A 19,416-nucleotide genomic window follows, 5' to 3' on the forward strand; every position below is an offset into this window, starting at 1 on the left:
CTTTAAACAACCACATCAATTATGTCTGTTCATTCTGAAATTAAAAGAGTTACGACGGAAACCTTGCGAAAAATGAAATTCGATAAGGAGAAAATTACAATGCTTACCGCTTATGATTTTACCACCGCAAAAATGGTAGACGCAGGCGGAGTAGATACAATTCTTATCGGAGATTCCGCGGCGAACGTCATGGCGGGTTTTGAAACTACACTGCCTATTACTTTAGACCATATGATTTATCATACTCAAAGTGTTGTAAGAGGAGTAGCAAGAGCTTTGGTTATTGCAGATTTACCATTCGGAACTTATCAAAGCAATCCTGATTTGGCTTTGGAATCTGCTGTAAGAATGATGAAAGAGGGTGGTGCACACGCTATTAAGATAGAAGGTGGAAAAGAGATTTCAAAATCGATTAAAAAAATCATCAATGCAGGAATTCCTATTATGGGACATTTGGGATTGACGCCACAGTCAATTTATCAATTCGGAACCTATAAAGTGAGAGCTAAAGAAGAGGCTGAAGCTGAGAAGTTAATAAGTGATGCGAAATTACTTGAAGAATTAGGTTGTTTTGGGGTTGTGCTTGAAAAAATCCCGGCAGATTTGGCTAAAAGAGTTTCAGAAAGTATTACAATCCCAACCATCGGAATTGGAGCTGGGCCTCATTGTGATGGCCAAGTTTTGGTTTATCATGATATGGTGGGTATGAACAAAGATTTTTCACCGAAATTCTTAAGAAGATATTTAGATCTGTATACAGAAATTACGGGTGCTGTTTCGCAGTATGTGAAAGACGTGAAATCTGCAGAGTTTCCTAACCAAAATGAAAGTTATTAATGAAAAATAATCTTCAAGCAGCACAGGGGGTTTTATCTATTGTGGCATTGCTATGTATTGTTGCGGGCTGGTTTCATATTTTCCCCGAAAATATAAATCAATTTCTTTCCAAAAGAATTTTTTACGTTTTGGTGGGGATTAGTTTTATTCTTCAGGCACCTTTTGTAGGCAACAAAAACTTTATTTATCCTATGTATGCAGCAGCGGCATTGTGTATAATAGGTGCATTTTTGCCTTATGATTCCCTCTATAATTATATTAAAACAATTGGTTTGCTGGCAGGCATTATCATTAGTTTTTCAAACAGGTCTTATCAGGGAAGATAATTTATGGAAGAGCAGATTGTTTACGAAGATAACCATCTTTTAGTCATCAATAAGAAAGTAGGTCAACTCGTTCAAGGCGACAAAACAGGCGACGAACCATTGCTGGATTCTATTAAAAACTTTATCAAAAAAAGAGATAATAAACCAGGGAATGTTTTTCTGGGTTTGGTTCATCGTATAGACCGTCCTACTTCGGGTTTGGTTATTTATGCTAAAACCTCAAAAGCTTTGTCTAGATTAACTCAAATGGTTAAAAACCGTGAGATTAAGAAAACATATTGGGCGGTTGTTGCTAAAGAGGTGATTCCTCAAAGCCAAAGACTGGTTCATTATTTGCAAAAAAATGAGAAAAGTAATAAGGCAATTGTATTTCCAAAGGCTACAGAGGGTGCAAAAGAAGCAATTCTTACTTATAACATCATCAAAACTTTAGATAATTATCTTCTTTTAGAAATAGATCTTGAAACAGGTAGGCATCATCAGATTAGAGCTCAGTTATCAAAAACTGGCGTTCCTATTAAAGGTGATTTGAAATATGGGGCGCCGCGTTCTAATCCAGATGGTGGTATTAATCTTCATGCAAGGAAACTAGAATTTATACATCCGGTAACGAAGGATTCTGTAGAAATTACCGCTCCCGTACCACAAAATGATTCGATTTGGAGGGCTTGTGAATAAATTTTAAGAAATTTGAACAGTCTCTTATAAAAAAAACGGTTTTGATCTTCAAAACCGTTTTTTTAATGATTACCAAGAGCAAAAGTGTCTATTGCTTAGGTTTAAATTATTGTCCTTGATTCATAACTCCACCATTGCTTTCGGTAGGTGTAGCGTTTTTAATCATATTCGGGTCTTCTTTTGCCAGTTTATTTTTGGTAGGGATTTTATAATTAATTGTAATGCCGAAACTTCTGCTGTCAAATTTGTTTGAAGTAAGAACAGTTCCTCCTACCGATCGGGCAAGAATGACGCTTTTATTCTGATTGAAAATATCCCGAGCATACAACGAAAGGTTGAAGCGGTCGCTCATAAATTTCTTAGAAACCGTAATGTCTAAGGCATTATTCAATGGTTTTTCAATTTCAAAATAATAATAGTTACCATTTGGAGTTAGAATGTTGTAGTTTGCTTGGAGTCTGATGTCTTTCGGAAGGATAAATTGTCCCATAATGCTGTAAACCCAGAAACCTTTAGACTTAATGTCGGGCATTTCTTGAAGTTGATATCCTGCATAAAGATAAAGTAAATTCATTTTATCAGGATTTATATTAAATTTCATCAACTCGCTGAATGGAGTATTGAAAAGCATAAACGGAATAGGTAACCCGAAATTGAAATTGTGCGTTCTCAAATTATTGACCTGTACTTGTTCGTTGCTTATTAGATTGTTGTTTCTGGTAATTCTTTGTACGATTTGATTTTTCACCCAACTTGTGTTGTAGCTTACGAATGCATAGTCGAATGCGCTGATTTTGAATTCTGCATTATCGTAAATTGTGGGTCTCAAATCTGGGTTACCGTTTGATGTTACAACACTTGTTCCCAGAGTTGTATTGTTTGGATTTAAGACAGAAATACTGGGTAGTGTTATTTTTTTGTTGTAATTCAAATTTACGAAGAGTTGCTTCATCAGGTTGTACTGAATGCTTGCATTAGGAAAGATCTTAAATTTTTTGAAAGGAATCAAATCTTTTTGAACCAAAGTTCCTTGGCTGTCTGAAGCTTTTGTAAGTCCCGTAATGTCGTAGTTTTCTGCTCTTGTGCCGGCGATGAAGTCAAATTTTTTCAACGTTGCCTGGAATTCTAAATATCCCGCAAGTGTTTGTCTTGTATAATCGAGGTTGACAATGTTTCTGTTTTGGGTTTCAAAATTTTGCTGGTCGTAAAGCCCTCCAAAGCTCACTTTTCCGTCATCTAAAATTTTGAGAGGTTGCGAATAATCTACTTTAAAATTATAAAGATTAAACTGAGATGAGTTTTCAATATCAAAAAACGATAAATTACTTGCGTTTTTCTGGCTGAATTTAGAATTGCTGTCGTTGAACGTAAGTTTAAAATCGAGTTTTTTGTTTTTATCATCAAATTTTTTCTGATATGTAGCAGATACTTCTTGTCTTACACCTTCAGAGTTGCTTAAGTAATCTGTAGTATTTTTCCCATTTAAGAAAACATCAGTAGTAACGTCTGAATTGTTATTGTTGTGACTCACGTCGTAATTTACTAATAATCTGTCTTTTCCAAGTTCAAAAGTGAAGGCAGAATTTATGTAATAAGTGCGTCCCACGGAACTAGAGTGATTTTTTGTAAGCACATCAAACTCAGAATCTGAAAGACTTTCACGGTAATATTGCCCTAAGTTGATCTGCCACCCAAACCATTTATTTCTTGAGTTTAGTGCGATAGAATTATTAAATCTGCTTCTGAATTTGTCGTAATTGGAAAAACGGTAACCACCATTGTAAACTGCTGTTAAGTAATTTTTTGCAGATTTGCTGGTAATAATATTCATAATTGCACCACCAGATGTTGCCGGAAATTCTGCTCCGGGCTGTGTAATTACCTCAATTCTGTCTACAGAATTAGCGGGCATTCCTTCAAGAAATGCGGTAAGTTCGTTGCTTGAGATATTCAGAGGTCTACCATCCATATAAACGTCCAAAGGTTTTCCTTGGTACATCATTCCTACCATTTCTGAGGCTACAAGACCGGGGAGTTTTTTCACGCCCTCCATTACAGAGCCGTTATTGAGGTGTGCTTGTTCGGAGAAATCAAAAATCGTACGATCGGCTTTCTGCTCAATTGCCTTTTTTGTTTTTGTAATTGTTACCCCTTCTATTTGCTTTTCTTTGGGAGTTTCTTTGGGGTTTTCTTGTGCAAAAGCAGTTGTAGAGGCTAAAATTGATAGACTGAGTACGATTCTCTTCATTTGAAAGTTTTATTTACTGAGTTAGACGCAGGAATTTGGGATTTGTTACAACTATTTAGACGAACAATTGTTATGAAAATCCTAAGCAATACTTTTGATGCAACTGAGAAAAAAAACTATTCCGATTTTGAATTTGATTGGGTATAATTGATTTTTTTTACTCAATATTCTGTGTTTGGCTTTTAGGCCGATATATAGAATTTTTTAAACAGTCGTCTTTTTAATCTTTTTTCAAAATTTGATTTTTAATGCTTTCCTGATTTTGTGTTGTGCTAAGATGAAGGTTACAAAAAGTTATATTGTTTTCAAATTTTCTTTTATACAGAATGTCATAGCCCTGATAGTAGCGGTTACCCCGGAGTATGCGTAGGAGGGTTGGGGGAATTGGGGTGGGAAATGTGGGGCGAGGAGTATGAGCGGATAGCAGGAAATAGCTCCTAAGAAAAAATATGTTTATAGATGAAGATTGTACTTGTTGGCTTTTTTCTGAAAGAATGTAATGAGGTTCAATATTCTCATTTTTGAAACGAAAAAAGCACTCTTCTCGGAGTGCTTTCTATATTTTAATTTGCTGTTTATGGCTCTTTTTGTAGTACTACAAAGGCAGGGAAGTGATCACTGTAGCCGCCAGTAAATTGGTCGCCGTTCCAAGAGCGGAATGGGTAACCGCGATAGTTTCCTTCTTTATTTACTAAGTAGGGAGGAGCGAAAACTTCTGTTTTGTAAATAGAATATTCTTTGGTAACCTCTTTTGATGTAAGGTTTTGAGATACGATAATTTGATCAAATAAGTTGGGTGCATCTTGATATGCCAATGAAGCAACACCTTTTTTGTACAGTGGATACATGAGATTGAGATAAGGATTGGTATCGCTTAAATCTTTAGGATTAGCTTGTGCTTTTAGATGGTTTTTTAAACTTGAGCTCACTGGGTCATCATTAAAGTCGCCCATTGCAAAAAGTTTAACGGTGGGATCTGCTGTCCTTACACTGTCCATCTGTTTTTTTAGTAATTGTGCTGCTGCATTTCTTTTTGGTAGTGATGCCGCTTCCCCTCCTCGTCTTGATGGCCAGTGATTCATGAAAATAGTTACTTTTTCGTTGTCTAGTAAACCGCTTACTACTAGAATATCTCTGGTGTATTCTCTTCTTCCTTCTTCGTTGTAAACTTTAAGTTCCTTTTTTTCTGAATTGGTTACTGTAAATCTTTTTTTCTGATAGATTAGCGCTACATCAATTCCTCTGTAGTCATAAGAATTATAGTGCACAATACCGTAGTTGTATTTTGCTAAAGCGGGTTGTTGTATAAGGTCTTCTATTACCTGGCGGTTTTCTACTTCAATCAACCCTACAATTGCTGGTGCCGTTTTGGTGTATTGAGCTCCCATTTCAGAGATTACTTTTGCCTCGTTTGCTAGTTTTTGTTTATAAATTTTTGTGTTGTAATTTTTTCCGCTTGAAGGGGTGAATTCATCAGATCCGCTTTGGTATCTTACTGCTTTTTTTCCTTTCAGAGATTCGTCATTCCAAACACCTTCATATTTTTCTGCCTCAAGAAATTTAACACTGTCTAACGGGATGCTTCTATGGAAGGCAGGGTTTTTTATATCCATTGTTCCATCAATATAATCTGCAGACTTTATGGTGTCCCAAAGGTTTTCTACATTAAGAAAGCCTACAGTAGCAACTTTTCTAAGCTTGCCTTGCTGTGCAAAACTGATTGTGGTAATTATAAGCAAGAGTATGCTCAATGATTTTTTCATTTCAGAGTATTACGTTTAATTAATGTGCAAATTTAAATTATTTTAAATTACTCTGTTTTAAATATTTGTAAATTTATCACCAGTATTTATAAAAAGGTATCTAAAATTAATAAAATTTAACAATATTAAGAAAAAGTAACGTTAAAATATTTTTTAAATAAATAATTTAATTAAATTTGCGTCCCAAAAGTTTTTAACTTGTTGAGGGTAAAGCTATAAAGTATTAAAAAAGTATATATGTTTAAAAAGCTATCATTAGTCTCTTTATTTACATTACTTCCTGCATCTTTCTATTTTGCGCAGACCACGGTCTATGCATACTTGAAAGATAATGATGGTAAGCCATTGGAAAAAGCAGAGGTAGATCTTAAAGGGAGCGAAAATGATGTAACGGCAGATAAAATTGGATATTTTCAATTTGTAGATTTGAAGCCAGGGCATTATCAGATGGTAATCACAAAACCCAACTATGAAACTAAAGTTGTGGATTTTGATGTTACCAGCGACGAAAAAAGGAAAGACCTAGGTGTCATGGTTTTAGGCTCTGCACTTACAGGTGCGGACCAAGGACTGGCAATCATCGATAGTGATGATGATGAAGATTCGAGCAATCAAGCATCTACCGTAGGGCTCTTGCAGTCTTCACAAGATGTTTTCAGCAGAATTGCTTCTTTCGATCTAGGTTTTTATTGGTTTAGACCAAGAGGAATTGATGGTAGGATGGGAGAAAATATGCTGAATGGTGTTTCTATGGTAAAGTCTGATAACGGAAATGTAGATTTCGGAAACTGGGGTGGTCTTAATGAGATTACCAGATATCCTGAAATTTCTCAAAATCACGCACCTTCAGAATATGCTTTTGGTGGAAATTCTTCGGTAATTTATAAAAATACTAAAGCCAGCGAATATAGAAAAGGCTTCCAAGGAACGTACTCTATTACCAACAGAAATTACAGAAACCGTTTCTCATTAAGATATACATCTGGAATGAGCAAAAAAGGTTGGGCATTTACTGTCATGGGAGCAAGAAGATGGGCAGAAGAAGGAATTCAGGAAGGCACTTTCTATGATGCTTACGGAGCTTATCTAGGAATTGAGAAGAAGTTTAATGATAAGCATACAATGACTTTCAACTTCATCGCTGCACCTTACAGAAGATCTACAGCTAGCCCAAGCACTCAGGAAGTTTATGACTACAGAGGAGTTCATTACAATTCTTACTGGGGATATCAGAACGGTGAGCAGAGAAGTGAAAGAGTGAGAAGAGGTTTTCAGCCTATTTTTCAGATGCAGGATTTCTGGAAAATTAATCCTAAAACCAACTTGTGGACTTCAGTATCTTATCAGTTCGGAAAAGACAAAGGTTCACGTTTAGACTGGCAAAATGTTCAGAATCCATCACCAACGTACTATAGAAATCTTCCAAGTTATTATGATTCTTTGAATCCTGATGCTTCAGTGGTAAACCCCGATGGTAGCCAGACTACGGCGCAACAGGCATTTCAAACAGCTCTTGCAGCTTGGCAAAATGGAGACGCTAATATCACGCAAATTAACTGGGATAGACTTTACAGAAGAAATATGGCTCAGGCTCCAGGAAACTATTACGGACAAGTTGGTAAGAGAGCTTTATACTATATGGTAAATGATGTGAGTGATGATAAAATCTTTAACGCTTCTACTCACTTAACGCATAATTTTAATGATACATCTAAACTCATTTTAAATGTGTCTTATCAAAATTACCGTACTCAGCAATACAGAGAGGTAAATGATTTATTGGGTGCAGATTTTGTTTTAAACAGAGATCCGTTTGCGGCAACTAATCAACCAGGAAAATCAGGTTTATTCAATGAGCTGGATGATAATATTGCGAAAAAAGTAGGTGATAAAATGACCTATGATTATATTTTCAGAAGACAAGAATTTAAAGTTAATCCAGGATTTAAATTTTCAACAGGTAAGTTTGATGTATTTGTATCAGCTTTGGCGGGATATTCTTCTTCAAACAGAGAAGGTCTTTTCAAGCATTATTTATACAACGATTCATACGGAAAAGGAAAAAACTACAACTTCTTGAATTTCGGTTTAAAGGCTCAGGCAGTCTACAGAATGAACGGAAGAAACTTCTTTGTATACAACGGTGCAATGTACAATCAAGCTCCTTTCTTAGAAGATTTATTCTTCAACCCAAGAGTAAATGGTTCTGTGGCTCCGAATATCAAGAGTACTGTAGTAAATGCTAATGATTTAAGCTACGTAGTTGCAACGCCTTTCGTTAAAATGAGACTTACAGGGTTCTTGGTGAATACTGAAAACGAAACTACGGTACAAAGATTTTTTGCAGATGGCATTCCATTGTCAAGCGTAGATGCAGATGGTTTAGCAACCAATGTGCAAAGTGCATTTGTAACGCAAGTAATGACCGATGTAAAAAGAAGAAATATGGGTGCGGAACTTGGTTTGGATGTTAAGATTTTACCTACTCTATCATTACAAGGGGTAGCGAGCTACGGAGATTATACCTATCAAAATAATCCTACAGTTTACTTCTCTTCAGACGCAGTAGGCGCATTCGGAAACGGATTGTCTTATACCAATCTTGGAAAGGCATATATCAAAAATTATAAACAAGGAGGAACTCCTCAGCAGGCATATTCATTAGGGTTTAGGTATAATTCTCCAAAATATTGGTGGGTAGGTGCCAACTGGAATTATCTTGATGATAATTATCTTGACCCTGCGGCTTTGGTGCGTACAGAGGCGTTCGTACAAAATAGTACTAGTGGAACTCCTTTTTATGGTTTAACAAATGAGCAAGTAAGAAACGTACTACAACCCAATAAATTACCTTCTGCACATTTCTTTAATTTAAATGCAGGAAAATCTTGGTTGATAGGTAAATATTATGTTCTTATATCTGCCTCTATGAATAACGTATTTGATAATACAAAATACATTACTGGAGGTTTTGAACAAGTAAGAAATGCACGCTACAACACTTTTGTGGAAGATTATAGCAGAGAATATACTTTGTTTGCCCCAAAATATTGGTACACACAGGGAAGATCATATTTTGTAAATTTACAGTTTAGATTCTAACATAAATTATCTTAAAAATTACGACAATGAATATAAAAAAATACTTAAGTCTGGTAACAGGAGTTGCATTATCTGCAATCGCTATTACTTCTTGTACACAGAAAGACGAGTGGGAAACGCCACCAATTAATTGTGAAAATAAATTCCCAACCACCAATACTACTTTAGCAAGCTTTAAAGCTTTAACTCCTTCTTCAGGATTTTTGCTTATCACAGACGATAAAATCTTTGACGGATACGTAGTTTCTTCCGACGAAAATGGAAATTTCTACAAAACTATTTCTATTCAAGATAAACCCGAGAATCCTACTGCTGCCATTCAGATGGAGGTAGACAGATCTAGCAACTACGCAGATTTTCCTGTTGGTGCTCATGTAAGAATTAATGCCAAAGGCCTTAGACTTGCTCTGGACAGAGGAACCGTGAAGATAGGTTCTGTAGATCCAAGTTTCACAGTAGGAAGAATCCCGGCATCACTTTTAAGCAGATATATTGCAGGAGTATGTGGCGGAAACGGTCTTGAAGTGGCAACACTTAAACCTCTTGAATTGCCAAATCTTGCGGCTGCGAAAAATGATCAGTACATCAATATGTTGGTAAAAGTTCCGGGATCACAGTTTGCTGACGGTGAACTAGAACCTACCGTAAAAACTTTCATCGATTATGTAGCCGGTGCTGGTGTAGATACAGACAGAACGATTGAGGATGCTTTCGGGAATACAGTAGCCATCAGAAATTCTGGTTTCTTTTCTGAAGGTTCTAAAAAGTTGCCTACAGGAAGTGGTTCTGCTACTTTCGTGGTAAGCAAGTACAATTCTACATGGCAAATGCTGATCAGAAACACTGCTGATCTTAATTTTGTAGGGACAAGAGTAGATCCTGCGCCACCAAAAGGAGGTACAACAATTACGTATTCTGGTGCTTTCCTTGAAAATTTTGAAAGCTACTCGCTTACTCCTTCCAACTTAGAAGTGTACCCTAAATATGTAAACGATGCTACGAAAGGAAATAGATACTGGCAGTTAAAAACTTTCAGCAATAACAAGTATATTCAATTGGGAGCAAACGGAGGATCTGGTAATTATATCACGTATTTTGCTGTTCCTATCGATTTTACTGCGGCAAACCAGTTTAAATTTAACGTAAATGTAGGTTTCTGGAATGCGAATGTTTTGAAAGTCTACACGAGCACAAATTACACTCCGCTGGGTGATATTACTGCGGCTACAAAAACAGATATTACATCAAGTTTCACAATTCCACAGGCTCCTTCTGGCTCTTATGGTACTTTGGCACCTGCCGGAACGTATGATATTCCTGCAGCGCTTACAGGAAACGGATTCATCATCTTCGAATATACAGGTAATGCAACATCTGCTTCTACTACTATTCAGTTAGATAATATTCAGGCTTTATAATTAAAGGCTTAATATAAACACACTAAGGAGTTATTCGTAAGAGTAGCTCCTTTTTTTTACAGTTGAACTGCTGGGTCTTTTTTTAATCTCATTAGAGTATTGTTGCTAAGGAAATCATAATATGCATTTTAACAGAGAATCTATAATTATAAAATTTCTATATTATTAAAATCTTGTGAAAAATTGAAATCTATTAAAGAATAAAAGGGTATATACAAATTATTACAATCACTTCAATAAGAAGTTTCGCATCAATCCACAAAAAAACCACTGATAAATCAATGGTTTTTATACTATTAAAAAGAATCTGAATCTCTAAAATTCAACTTCGTTTACTTCTTTACCACGCTGGAAATTCATTGTTTTCTGACTTCCCTTATAGGCAATGTTTACCAGATTGATTTGTTTAGGAAATGCCCCAAGCAAAATCGTGTTTTTTATTTTTAACGAGTTAATATCTGAAACACCATTGGCTTCAAAATATACCCAAACCGTTTCTCCGCTTACCTGGCTTCCAGTGAAAGTAAGTGTTTTTGGTACATCGTTTACATAAACATCAAAATTATTATTTATATATTTTTTTACTTCGGCTTCAAATCCTGCGGTATTTCTGTTGATCTTGATGGCATCAGAAATGTGTGCCGTATTAATTTTAGAAGTAAATTTCAATGTTTTACTAGCTTCTGCGTAGTCTACTTTGGTCATAGAAGAATAGAAGTCGAAGGCTTCAAAACTCATCATAGAGAGCAAGGCAAATATTCCTGTTATGTATAAAAATTTTTTCATTTTAAATTGTTGATTTTTCAATCATTTTTTTTGTCTATTTAAAATCTCAAATAATATGCCAATTAAAAATTCACATTTACTGCATATTTTTCATAAAATGCCTTAATATGCTCAACGGCTTCGTCGGCAGTATCCACAATGCGATAAAGATCCAGATCATCGGTAGAAATCATACCTTCTTTAAGTAAAGTTTCTTTAAACCAGCCTAATAATCCGCCCCAAAATTCAGATCCTACCAAAACTATTGGGAATCTTCCTATTTTATTGGTTTGAATTAATGTAATTGCTTCTGTGAGCTCATCCAAAGTACCGAAACCTCCTGGCATTACGATGAAGCCCTGAGAGTATTTTACAAACATCACTTTTCTCACGAAGAAATAATCGAAATTCAACGAATATAATTTGTTGATGTAAGGATTGAAGTGTTGCTCAAAAGGCAAATCAATATTTAAACCAATAGATTTTCCGTTAGTATTAAAAGCGCCTTTGTTGCCTGCTTCCATTATTCCGGGGCCACCACCAGTAATGATTCCGAAGCCAATTTTAGTGATTTTCTCGGCGATTTCCACTGCCATTTCGTAATATTTACTTTCAGGCTTTAATCTTGCAGATCCGAAAATAGAAACACAGGGCCCTATTTTAGCCATCTTTTCGTATCCATCCACAAATTCTGCCATGATTTTGAAAACCATCCAGCTGTCTTTGGTTACTATTTCGTCCCAGGTTTTTTGCCTGAAACTGTTGTGTAATATAGATTCGGTGATATTTAATTCCGGATTTTTTAAACTTTCATCCCTAGTTCCTTCAGTTCCCATTCTTTTTTTATTGGTCTCAAATTATAGTTAAGATAATTTAGCTTTATTGGCTAATAAATTTATTTTCAAAGAATCCACAAATGTTTTTTATTTAAAAAAGACTATACTTTGTATTCGTTGAAAAAAGAGGTTTATTTAAAATGTTTTTCTGCCTCTAGTATAGATTCTGGTCTGCCCACATCAATTAAAATGCTTTGGTGCAGAAATCCGCGAATGTGCTCTGTCTGCATCAAATCTAGATATTCTTCCATTACAGAAAATTTTCCTGTTCTTTTTATTTTATTAAAAATTAGAGGATTAATGCAGTGTACACCACTAAATGCAAATGCTTTAAAACCTTTATTAAATTCTGCGAGTCTTTGCTCTCCGCTTTGTATATTAAGCCAACCGCGGAGTATCAAATCATCATTAAAGAGCAGTTTTCGGGAGCTTTCTCTGTCTGATACCGCTAAAGTAGCAAAATCTTTCATCTTTTTGTGATATTCTACCAGATCATTAATATTAATCTCCGTAAGAATATCTGCATTCATAATGATAAAATCTTCGCCATGATCTAAAAATCTTTTCGCAAAAACCAAACCACCTCCTGTTTCCAGAAGTTCTTCAGATTCGTCTGAAATTTCAATTTTAGCATTGAAATTATTATTTGCTTTTAAAAATTCTGTAATCTGACTTCCAAAATGATGTACATTAATCACAAAATCATTGATGCCAAAGCTTTGAAGGTATTTGATGTTTCTCTCCAAAAGCGGCACATCATTTACCTTTGCCAATGCTTTTGGATGGTGATCTGTAAAAGGTTTCAAACGGGTTCCTTTCCCTGCCGCAAAAATAAGTGCCTTCATTTTTATTGTTGATAATAGATGAATAATAATTGATAGAAATAAACTGTTTTTAAATAATCATTTATAAATAATCAATCATCATTTATTATTAAGATGGTGCTGCTCATCGTGATGCAGGCTGATTTCCACTTGTGGGCCATACTTTTCTTCGATGAAATGTGCTATTTTTATCGCAGAATATACAGATCTGTGCTGTCCGCCAGTACATCCGAAATTGATTTGAAGATTTTCAAAGCCTCTTCCCAAATAATTATCTATGTTGATGGAAACCATGCTTTTTATTAATTCTAAAAATTGTGGCATTTCGGTTTTTGATTCGAGATATTCTTGTACGCCGATGTCGTTTCCTGTCTGGATTTTATATTCTTCTACTCTTCCGGGGTTTAGAATTCCTCTACAATCAAAGGTAAAGCCACCGCCGTTACCGCTTTCGTCTTTGGGAATTCCTCCTTTCTTGTAAGAAAAACTGTGAATGTCTATGTGTAGCATATATTTTATAATTTATGTTTGATGAATGATTATTGATTTAAAAAAAATCAGCATTCGTTACTTTGATATTTGTTCTCCGTTCATCATTTAATAAGAATCTCAATTTAATAATTTCCTTTTTTTGGATTAGATTCTTCCGAAATGACAGAAACGGTCTTTGTTGCATTCTTAAAATAAAACTTAGTGGTTCAAAATTTCTTCAATTTTTATCTTTGTCTTATCAGAATTTAATTGTCTGATAACATTCAGCAGTTCAGGATAATTTTTCATCTCATCCCATTTTTCTGTGAATGCTGTAATGTTTTCAATGCCTTTTCCTATGCTTGCAATAAAATGTTTTTTCCTCTGAACCAAGCCCCGTAAGCCATAAGCGCCTAAAACCTGTAAAAATCTCATCAGCTGAATGGGTTGTACCGAGTTTTTTAGTTGAACTTTAGTTTCCTCATCTTCAAATAAATTAATATAGAATTCGAGCATTTCGGTTTTGAATTGTTCGGTGAAATTGGCTTTTGCCTGAAACAAAAAAGAAATAACATCATACATCAAAGGACCCTTCATTGCAGATTGGTAATCTATAAATGAAACTTTATCTACATCATTAACCATAATGTTTCTTGCCTGAAAATCGCGCAGCATTAGTCCTTTTGGCACTAAGCTTTCGATGAGTTTTGTAATTTCTTTAAATTCTTTCAGCAAAGTTGATTTGTGATATTCTAAGTCGAGAACATCTGCGATGAAGCTTTTGAAATAATACAAATCGTGCATTACGGGAAGCTCATCATAACTTTCGTATTCAAAAGTTTTATGGTAATCTATACGGTCTGCGGTTTTGGTTTGAAGGGCGAAAAGCTTTTCAAGAGTCTGCATTACCAAAGTTTTTACCCTTTTAGAAACACCTTCTTCGGAAATAACGTCTGATAACGTTTTTGTTCCTAAAAACTCCTGAATGTATAGTTTTCTGTCCTCAGAAACCACATAAATATTTGGTGTATTGAGTTTTAAACTCCCAAATACTTCAGAAAAATAAAGAAACGATTCGTTTTCTCTAAGATTTTCGTTGAAAGTAATGATGTAATCACACGTAGCGTTTGAAGCCTTAAAGTTGACTCTAGATGAGCCACTTTGAGCTAAAATGATGCATTCGTCAGCAGGCTGACCGAAATGTTTTTCGAAAAAAAATATTGCTTGTTCCTGAGTCATAATACGGTAACAAATATAATGATTTACCACCGAATATTTTATCTTTGTGCTATGCTAAAGGACTTTAAACCTATACTTGCGATTTTGCTGCGTTTCATCATCATTTATGTGGTGTTTATTTTGGCGTACCAATTTTTCCTGAACAGTTTTGAGACATCGGGCTTAGATCCTTATTCTAGGCTGATTGCCAATCAGGCAACTTGGGCGCAAAACAAATTAGGTTATCCTACTTTACTTTACAACGATGTGCCCAATCAGCAAGTTTGGTTTTATGTAAAACAAAAGTACATTACCCGAATGGTTGAAGGTTGTAACGCAATTTCTATTATCATCCTTTTTATAGCATTCGTGTTTGCTTTTTACAAAGGTGCAAAAACTTTTGTATTTGCATTCATTGGTTTTTTTATTCTTTACTTAATAAATGTTCTCAGAATAATAGGTCTCAATATCGTTGTGAGAGACCATCCGCAATACAGTAAGATAGGGCATGATTACGTTTTTCCGGCAATTATATACGGCACTGTTGTGGTGCTTTGGCTAGTTTGGATCAAGTTTTTTGCTTTGAAGAAATGAGGTTTTTAATTCATTTTTATATAGTGATAGGAATTGCAGGAATTGTTTCTGTAAGGATTTTTGAGGATCAACTCTTCTACGATCCATTTCTGAATTTCTTTCATGAAGCAACCAAAAATGCAAGTTTTCCTGAGTTTGATTGGGTAAAATTAATCATCAGCCATTTTTTAAGATTTGTTTTAAACCTTATTTTTTCCTGCATCATCATTCATTTTATATTTAAAAATAAAGAATGGACAGCCCAGGGCGCTCTGCTGATGATTATAATTTTCGCTATTACATTGCCCATTTATCTCTATTGCATTTCAGACAGGTTTGAAATAGGTTACCTTTTTTCTTTCTACATGAGAAGGTTTGTGATACAGCCTTTGATTTTACTTTTGATAATTCCTCTGTTTTATTACAGAAAACAAATGCTTGACAGAACAGTTTAGGCCATAAAGATTTGTAATAACAGTGTTTTTCTGCGTTTAATACTTGTTCTAGTGTTTTATAAAACGTCTAATAATAGATTTTATTGTATCTCCGCTGTTCATCATAATGCTTTATTTAATGCAACAGTAAAAAAAGGATTTTAAATACTGATTGTTTTTAAGTTATACAAAGGCGTAAATTTAGCTACGAAATACATAGTATTTTCAATGATAGCAGATTGCGGACAATCATATAGTTTTAAACCTATTGAATTTTTTATAAAAATAACAAGATATTTGTAAAGCTTTTATTAGAAATGATGAAAAATTTCAGTTCAAAAATTAAATTATTCTTCGGTCTGTGGACGCTGTTTCTCTTATTCGGATGCAGTATTGAAACGAATATATATATGCAGAATCTTACTAATGAAACGAAGATGGTAACCATAAAATATATTCGGCAAATTAGTAGAATCAAAAGTTCTCATTACCAATTAAAATATATAGACAGCCTAGAGCCTGTTAAATTTTTCAATTATAAAAATGAAAAAAAACTTAAAGTGCTTGAGCAAAAAGTTTATGATTCTATGATTGTTATCACTTTACCAGCCCGATCCACCAGTAGAATAGAACAAGGTTCTAATTATAATTGGCATTCTACTATTGATTATATTGAGATTGATAATTATAGATACAGTGTAGAAGAATTGCAAGCAAAATTGGGTAGTGTGAAGAAGTATTTTTTTTTAAAAATTGAATAAAGTGTCTTTCTATATTGTATGTTTCTCTACACTCGTTACGTTTTCGGGTGTCCATATTACTTTTTTTACAAAATCTCTTTCTCTCACAGGGCAATGCATGATCTGGCAAATGGGGCAGGAAATTGTTTTGCAATCATCCATGTGAAAATTGAATTCCACCGTTCTATCGGTATTGTTGGCTAATAAAATAACCACATTTTCCATTTTCTGATGTGCCTCACGAAGACTGTAATAATAGGGTAGTGTAATGTGTGCATCGATGTGAAGTGAGGAGCCAAACTGCTGAATTTTCATGTTGTGAATATCAATCCACTCGGTATGTCTGTTTTCTTCTAGAAGGTCTATGATGTTTTTCAAAAGCTCAGGATTTTGCTCATCCATAATTCCGCTTAAAGATTTTCGGACAATCTTGTAGCCCACAAAAATAATGTAGAAGCCAAAAATAAGTGCAAACACAGAGTCTATCCAATAAATTTTGGTGAAGTATACAATGATTAAACTGATTACAACGCCCAACGTAGTGATGGTATCAGACTGTAAATGTTTTCCAGATGAAATGAGAACCAATGAATTTTCTTTTTTCCCTTTTTTGATGGAGATGTAGCCTAAAAAATAATTTATAATTGCTGTAAGGGTGATGATGGCAATTCCCCAATCGAGCCCTTTCAGTACTCTTCCAACCACTAAACTGTTGATGCCTTCGTAGATGATCATAATCCCGGCAATAGCAATGAGTGCGCCTTCAATTCCTGATGTTACAAATTCTACTTTCCCATGGCCATAAGGATGGTCTTCGTCTTTTGGTTTTGAAGCTAAATACAAAGAATAAAGACCCATGAAAGCACTAATGACATTAACGATGCTCTCCATGGCGTCCGAAAATACGGAATCTGAGTCTGTAAGCTTCCAAGCTATTATTTTACCTACAAAAAGAACAATTCCGAAAATAGCTATAAGTTTTTGGAAGCCTATTTTGTCTTTGATATTGTTTATTGTTGTCATTTTTTTTGTCTTATAATATTATTGTAACCTCTTCAAAATTAATTGCCCCTACCGTAAGGAGTGTAATTTTTGATAGTTTTTTCAAAGAAATTGTGCTTTCTTTCGGACTGAGGTAAACAAGATTTAGGCATACTATAATTATAAGCCTATTGCTAAAAGTTTTTTTCGATAAAAAAAAGAATCTCTTTTGGAGACTCTTTTTTATTTTGTTAGCTTATACTAAGTTGTTTTCAACCAGATATTCAGCAATTTGTACTGCGTTGGTTGCAGCGCCTTTCCTCAGATTGTCTGCTACAATCCAGAGGTTCAGTGTTTTCGGTTGCGAGAGATCTCTTCGGATTCTTCCAACAAAAACTTCATCTTTTCCTTCGGAATAAAGAGGCATTGGATATTCGTTGTTTTTTACGTTATCCATTACGATAACACCTGGTGTTTCAGATAAAATCTTTCTTACCTCATCTAGTTCAAATTCGTTTTCAAATTCGATGTTGACGCTTTCAGAATGACCTCCTTGTACCGGAACTCTTACCGCAGTGGCTGTTAAATTGAATGTGTCGTCGCCTAAAATTTTCTTAGGTTCCTTCATCAGTTTAATCTCCTCTTTCGTGTAATCATCATCCGAAAATACATCACAATGAGGCAATGCATTTTTGAAGATTTGATAAGGATACACTTTGGCAACAGAATCATCTCCTGCAATCTCTGCATTCAATTGATCTACGGCAGCTTTCCCTGTTCCTGTTACAGACTGATAGGTAGAAACGATTACTCTTTTTAAATCATATTTTTTATTCAATGGCCCTAAAACCATTACCAACTGAATGGTAGAGCAGTTTGGGTTGGCAATAATCTTATCTTCTTTTGTCAATACATCAGCATTGATTTCTGGAACGACTAATTTCTTAGTGGGATCCATTCTCCAGGCTGAAGAATTGTCGATTACGGTAATTCCGGCTTCGGCAAATTTTGGAGCGTACTCCAAAGAAGTAGAACCTCCCGCGGAGAAGATGGCGATATCAGGTTTGGCAGCTATAGCGTCGTCGATGCTTACGATAGTGTAATCTACCTGTTTATATTTCACCTGTTTACCAATAGATCTTTCCGAAGCGACCGGAATTAATTCAGTTACAGGGAAATTTCTCTCTTCGAGAACTTTAAGCATCACTTGTCCAACCATTCCTGTTGAACCTACTACAGCTACTTTCATAATATGATATTCAAAAATTTAAAATTTAATATTCAAGATTTAATATTCAAGATTCGATTTAATATTTATATTTACTCCCTTTGATATCACTGTTTTGAAGATAAGTGATAAATCCGCTGATTTGTCTGCTTAAAATTTCGGTTTGGTCTTTCAGTTTTTCAAACGTAATATCATCGATGAATTTTCTGTCTAAAACTCTGTAAAGCTGAGATCTCGTTTCACCGCATGAAGCTTTAGCTATAGAGAGAAATTGCACAAATTCTTTATTGCCATTTCTTTCAAATCCTTCTGCGATATTATCCATAATAGATCCTGAAGATCCGTCTATTTGATTGTTAAGGCGATAATTTTTCCCCAAGAGAGTTTCCTGCGAAATTTGATAAATGTCATTGCATAAAATTCGTGCAAGTTGCCAGATTTCTAAATCTTCAAATTTTTTAATTACCATGCTGAAGTAATTTTAAATTTTAAACCTTAAATTTTGAATTCTACGCTCCGAAGACTCTTGCCCAAGGAAACGCGTATCCGAATAGTGCTACAGCTATTAATCCCATTACCACAACCGGTACAGTGATTCTGTCGCTAGATTTTACTTTTTTATTGACGATAGTCATCAAAACTGCTGCTACCAACATAGAGAATGGGTGTTCTACATATTGGAATCTCAAGTCGGCATTTTTCATAACACCTCCCATGTCTAAGCCTTTAGAGAAATTGATAACGAGCATAATGATTCCGATCAAAAACTGAACGTGGAAGAATATCATTGTGAACAAAGTCGTTTTCTTTAAAAACTTGTTTACTTTTCCGCTGAAGCCAAACATAGTCGCTAAAAGTGCGATAATGAAAAGAGCCACCAAAAGCAGTTCCAGATAGGCAAAACCTTTGTGTGCGCTGAGTAAAATTTTGTAAAAGTCCATAGTATATTTATTTTTAATTTTTCAAGCACAAAG

General features: G+C 34.9%; 19 protein-coding genes. 8 read left to right on the forward strand and 11 right to left on the reverse strand.

Going from position 1 to position 19,416, the window contains the following annotated elements; all coding sequences use genetic code 11:
- The first annotated feature begins 21 nt into the window (after window positions 1-21).
- From panB to BW939_RS02100, 3 genes are read left to right on the forward strand one after another with little or no spacing between them, the layout of a single operon-like run.
- On the forward strand, window positions 22-837 hold the full coding sequence (gene panB / locus BW939_RS02090; protein WP_076449310.1) for a 3-methyl-2-oxobutanoate hydroxymethyltransferase: 816 nt from the start codon (window positions 22-24) through the stop codon (window positions 835-837).
- Entirely contained in the window at window positions 837-1,163 is a 327-nt protein-coding gene (locus tag BW939_RS02095; RefSeq protein ID WP_076449312.1) for a hypothetical protein, read from the forward strand. Before panB ends, BW939_RS02095 begins: the two co-directional genes overlap by 1 nt.
- Before the next feature lie 3 nt (window positions 1,164-1,166).
- Window positions 1,167-1,841, forward strand: a complete 675-nt coding sequence (locus BW939_RS02100; protein WP_076449314.1) for an RluA family pseudouridine synthase — start codon at window positions 1,167-1,169, stop codon at window positions 1,839-1,841.
- 106 nt (window positions 1,842-1,947) lie between these two features.
- Here BW939_RS02100 and BW939_RS02105 read toward each other — a convergent pair whose 3' ends face one another.
- Together BW939_RS02105 and BW939_RS02110 are read right to left on the reverse strand one after the other, a co-directional pair.
- On the reverse strand, window positions 1,948-4,089 hold the full coding sequence (locus BW939_RS02105; RefSeq protein ID WP_076449316.1) for an outer membrane beta-barrel family protein: 2,142 nt from the start codon (window positions 4,087-4,089) through the stop codon (window positions 1,948-1,950).
- 575 nt (window positions 4,090-4,664) lie between these two features.
- Window positions 4,665-5,852: an endonuclease/exonuclease/phosphatase family protein gene (locus BW939_RS02110; protein ID WP_076449318.1), complete on the reverse strand. Its 1,188-nt coding sequence runs from the start codon at window positions 5,850-5,852 to the stop codon at window positions 4,665-4,667.
- A 237-nt stretch (window positions 5,853-6,089) separates the two neighbouring features.
- Here BW939_RS02110 and BW939_RS02115 point away from each other — a divergent pair, with 237 nt between their 5' ends.
- Both BW939_RS02115 and BW939_RS02120 read left to right on the forward strand, forming a co-directional pair.
- Window positions 6,090-8,954 carry a TonB-dependent receptor gene (locus tag BW939_RS02115; protein ID WP_076449320.1) on the forward strand — a complete coding sequence of 955 codons (2,865 nt, stop codon included), beginning with the start codon at window positions 6,090-6,092 and terminating at the stop codon, window positions 8,952-8,954.
- A 26-nt stretch (window positions 8,955-8,980) separates the two neighbouring features.
- Complete coding sequence (locus BW939_RS02120; protein WP_076449322.1) at window positions 8,981-10,372, forward strand: M949_1556 family lipoprotein; 1,392 nt, start codon at window positions 8,981-8,983, stop codon at window positions 10,370-10,372.
- 315 nt (window positions 10,373-10,687) lie between these two features.
- Here the strand turns inward: BW939_RS02120 and BW939_RS02125 are convergent, their stop codons facing one another.
- The 5 genes from BW939_RS02125 to BW939_RS02145 form a co-directional block, all read right to left on the reverse strand.
- Window positions 10,688-11,158 (reverse strand): DUF6702 family protein, encoded by a 471-nt coding sequence (locus tag BW939_RS02125; RefSeq protein WP_076450102.1) that lies wholly within the window; start codon window positions 11,156-11,158, stop codon window positions 10,688-10,690.
- 62 nt (window positions 11,159-11,220) lie between these two features.
- Window positions 11,221-11,973 (reverse strand): LOG family protein, encoded by a 753-nt coding sequence (locus BW939_RS02130; protein WP_084566569.1) that lies wholly within the window; start codon window positions 11,971-11,973, stop codon window positions 11,221-11,223.
- Between the two features lie 131 nt (window positions 11,974-12,104).
- Complete coding sequence (locus BW939_RS02135; protein WP_076449324.1) at window positions 12,105-12,818, reverse strand: nucleotidyltransferase family protein; 714 nt, start codon at window positions 12,816-12,818, stop codon at window positions 12,105-12,107.
- Between the two features lie 78 nt (window positions 12,819-12,896).
- Complete coding sequence (locus BW939_RS02140; RefSeq protein WP_084566570.1) at window positions 12,897-13,307, reverse strand: RapZ C-terminal domain-containing protein; 411 nt, start codon at window positions 13,305-13,307, stop codon at window positions 12,897-12,899.
- Between the two features lie 180 nt (window positions 13,308-13,487).
- Window positions 13,488-14,507, reverse strand: a complete 1,020-nt coding sequence (locus BW939_RS02145) for an aminoglycoside phosphotransferase family protein (RefSeq protein WP_076449327.1) — start codon at window positions 14,505-14,507, stop codon at window positions 13,488-13,490.
- A gap of 51 nt (window positions 14,508-14,558) precedes the next feature.
- On the opposite strand from BW939_RS02145, the gene xrtF reads away from it, so the two are divergent.
- The 3 genes from xrtF (at window position 14,559) to BW939_RS02160 (ending at window position 16,254) form a co-directional block, all read left to right on the forward strand.
- Window positions 14,559-15,080, forward strand: a complete 522-nt coding sequence (gene xrtF, locus BW939_RS02150; RefSeq protein WP_076449329.1) for an exosortase family protein XrtF — start codon at window positions 14,559-14,561, stop codon at window positions 15,078-15,080.
- Window positions 15,077-15,514 (forward strand): exosortase F system-associated membrane protein, encoded by a 438-nt coding sequence (locus BW939_RS02155; RefSeq protein ID WP_076449331.1) that lies wholly within the window; start codon window positions 15,077-15,079, stop codon window positions 15,512-15,514. The genes xrtF and BW939_RS02155 overlap by 4 nt, the downstream gene beginning before the upstream one ends.
- Before the next feature lie 296 nt (window positions 15,515-15,810).
- Complete coding sequence (locus tag BW939_RS02160) at window positions 15,811-16,254, forward strand: hypothetical protein (protein WP_105170172.1); 444 nt, start codon at window positions 15,811-15,813, stop codon at window positions 16,252-16,254.
- 9 nt (window positions 16,255-16,263) lie between these two features.
- On the opposite strand, the gene BW939_RS02165 is transcribed toward BW939_RS02160, so the two are convergent.
- The 4 genes from BW939_RS02165 to BW939_RS02180 form a co-directional block, all read right to left on the reverse strand.
- Window positions 16,264-17,256, reverse strand: a complete 993-nt coding sequence (locus BW939_RS02165; protein ID WP_076449334.1) for a cation diffusion facilitator family transporter — start codon at window positions 17,254-17,256, stop codon at window positions 16,264-16,266.
- Window positions 17,257-17,470: 214 nt separating this feature from the next.
- Entirely contained in the window at window positions 17,471-18,463 is a 993-nt protein-coding gene (locus tag BW939_RS02170; protein ID WP_076449336.1) for an aspartate-semialdehyde dehydrogenase, read from the reverse strand.
- A gap of 58 nt (window positions 18,464-18,521) precedes the next feature.
- A complete protein-coding gene (locus BW939_RS02175; protein WP_076449337.1) occupies window positions 18,522-18,911 on the reverse strand; it encodes a four helix bundle protein in 390 nt (129 codons plus the stop codon).
- A 40-nt stretch (window positions 18,912-18,951) separates the two neighbouring features.
- Entirely contained in the window at window positions 18,952-19,383 is a 432-nt protein-coding gene (locus BW939_RS02180) for a hypothetical protein (RefSeq protein WP_076449339.1), read from the reverse strand.
- Window positions 19,384-19,416 lie beyond the last annotated feature (33 nt).

Source organism: Chryseobacterium piscicola (assembly GCF_900156685.1).
In the GTDB taxonomy this organism is placed as follows: domain Bacteria; phylum Bacteroidota; class Bacteroidia; order Flavobacteriales; family Weeksellaceae; genus Chryseobacterium; species Chryseobacterium piscicola.

What these genes read in the sequence shown, in the direction of transcription:
- BW939_RS02155 (WP_076449331.1), top strand. Translation starts at nt 15,077, where the DNA reads ATGAGGTTTTTAATTCATTTTTATATAGTGATAGGAATTGCAGGAATT.
- BW939_RS02170 (WP_076449336.1), bottom strand. Translation starts at nt 18,463, where the DNA reads ATGAAAGTAGCTGTAGTAGGTTCAACAGGAATGGTTGGACAAGTGATG.
- BW939_RS02110 (WP_076449318.1), bottom strand. Translation starts at nt 5,852, where the DNA reads ATGAAAAAATCATTGAGCATACTCTTGCTTATAATTACCACAATCAGT.
- xrtF (WP_076449329.1), top strand. Translation starts at nt 14,559, where the DNA reads ATGCTAAAGGACTTTAAACCTATACTTGCGATTTTGCTGCGTTTCATC.
- BW939_RS02125 (WP_076450102.1), bottom strand. Translation starts at nt 11,158, where the DNA reads ATGAAAAAATTTTTATACATAACAGGAATATTTGCCTTGCTCTCTATG.
- BW939_RS02160 (WP_105170172.1), top strand. Translation starts at nt 15,811, where the DNA reads ATGATGAAAAATTTCAGTTCAAAAATTAAATTATTCTTCGGTCTGTGG.
- BW939_RS02180 (WP_076449339.1), bottom strand. Translation starts at nt 19,383, where the DNA reads ATGGACTTTTACAAAATTTTACTCAGCGCACACAAAGGTTTTGCCTAT.
- BW939_RS02165 (WP_076449334.1), bottom strand. Translation starts at nt 17,256, where the DNA reads ATGACAACAATAAACAATATCAAAGACAAAATAGGCTTCCAAAAACTT.
- BW939_RS02120 (WP_076449322.1), top strand. Translation starts at nt 8,981, where the DNA reads ATGAATATAAAAAAATACTTAAGTCTGGTAACAGGAGTTGCATTATCT.
- BW939_RS02175 (WP_076449337.1), bottom strand. Translation starts at nt 18,911, where the DNA reads ATGGTAATTAAAAAATTTGAAGATTTAGAAATCTGGCAACTTGCACGA.
- BW939_RS02100 (WP_076449314.1), top strand. Translation starts at nt 1,167, where the DNA reads ATGGAAGAGCAGATTGTTTACGAAGATAACCATCTTTTAGTCATCAAT.
- BW939_RS02130 (WP_084566569.1), bottom strand. Translation starts at nt 11,973, where the DNA reads ATGGGAACTGAAGGAACTAGGGATGAAAGTTTAAAAAATCCGGAATTA.
- BW939_RS02135 (WP_076449324.1), bottom strand. Translation starts at nt 12,818, where the DNA reads ATGAAGGCACTTATTTTTGCGGCAGGGAAAGGAACCCGTTTGAAACCT.
- BW939_RS02115 (WP_076449320.1), top strand. Translation starts at nt 6,090, where the DNA reads ATGTTTAAAAAGCTATCATTAGTCTCTTTATTTACATTACTTCCTGCA.
- BW939_RS02095 (WP_076449312.1), top strand. Translation starts at nt 837, where the DNA reads ATGAAAAATAATCTTCAAGCAGCACAGGGGGTTTTATCTATTGTGGCA.
- BW939_RS02105 (WP_076449316.1), bottom strand. Translation starts at nt 4,089, where the DNA reads ATGAAGAGAATCGTACTCAGTCTATCAATTTTAGCCTCTACAACTGCT.
- BW939_RS02140 (WP_084566570.1), bottom strand. Translation starts at nt 13,307, where the DNA reads ATGCTACACATAGACATTCACAGTTTTTCTTACAAGAAAGGAGGAATT.
- panB (WP_076449310.1), top strand. Translation starts at nt 22, where the DNA reads ATGTCTGTTCATTCTGAAATTAAAAGAGTTACGACGGAAACCTTGCGA.
- BW939_RS02145 (WP_076449327.1), bottom strand. Translation starts at nt 14,507, where the DNA reads ATGACTCAGGAACAAGCAATATTTTTTTTCGAAAAACATTTCGGTCAG.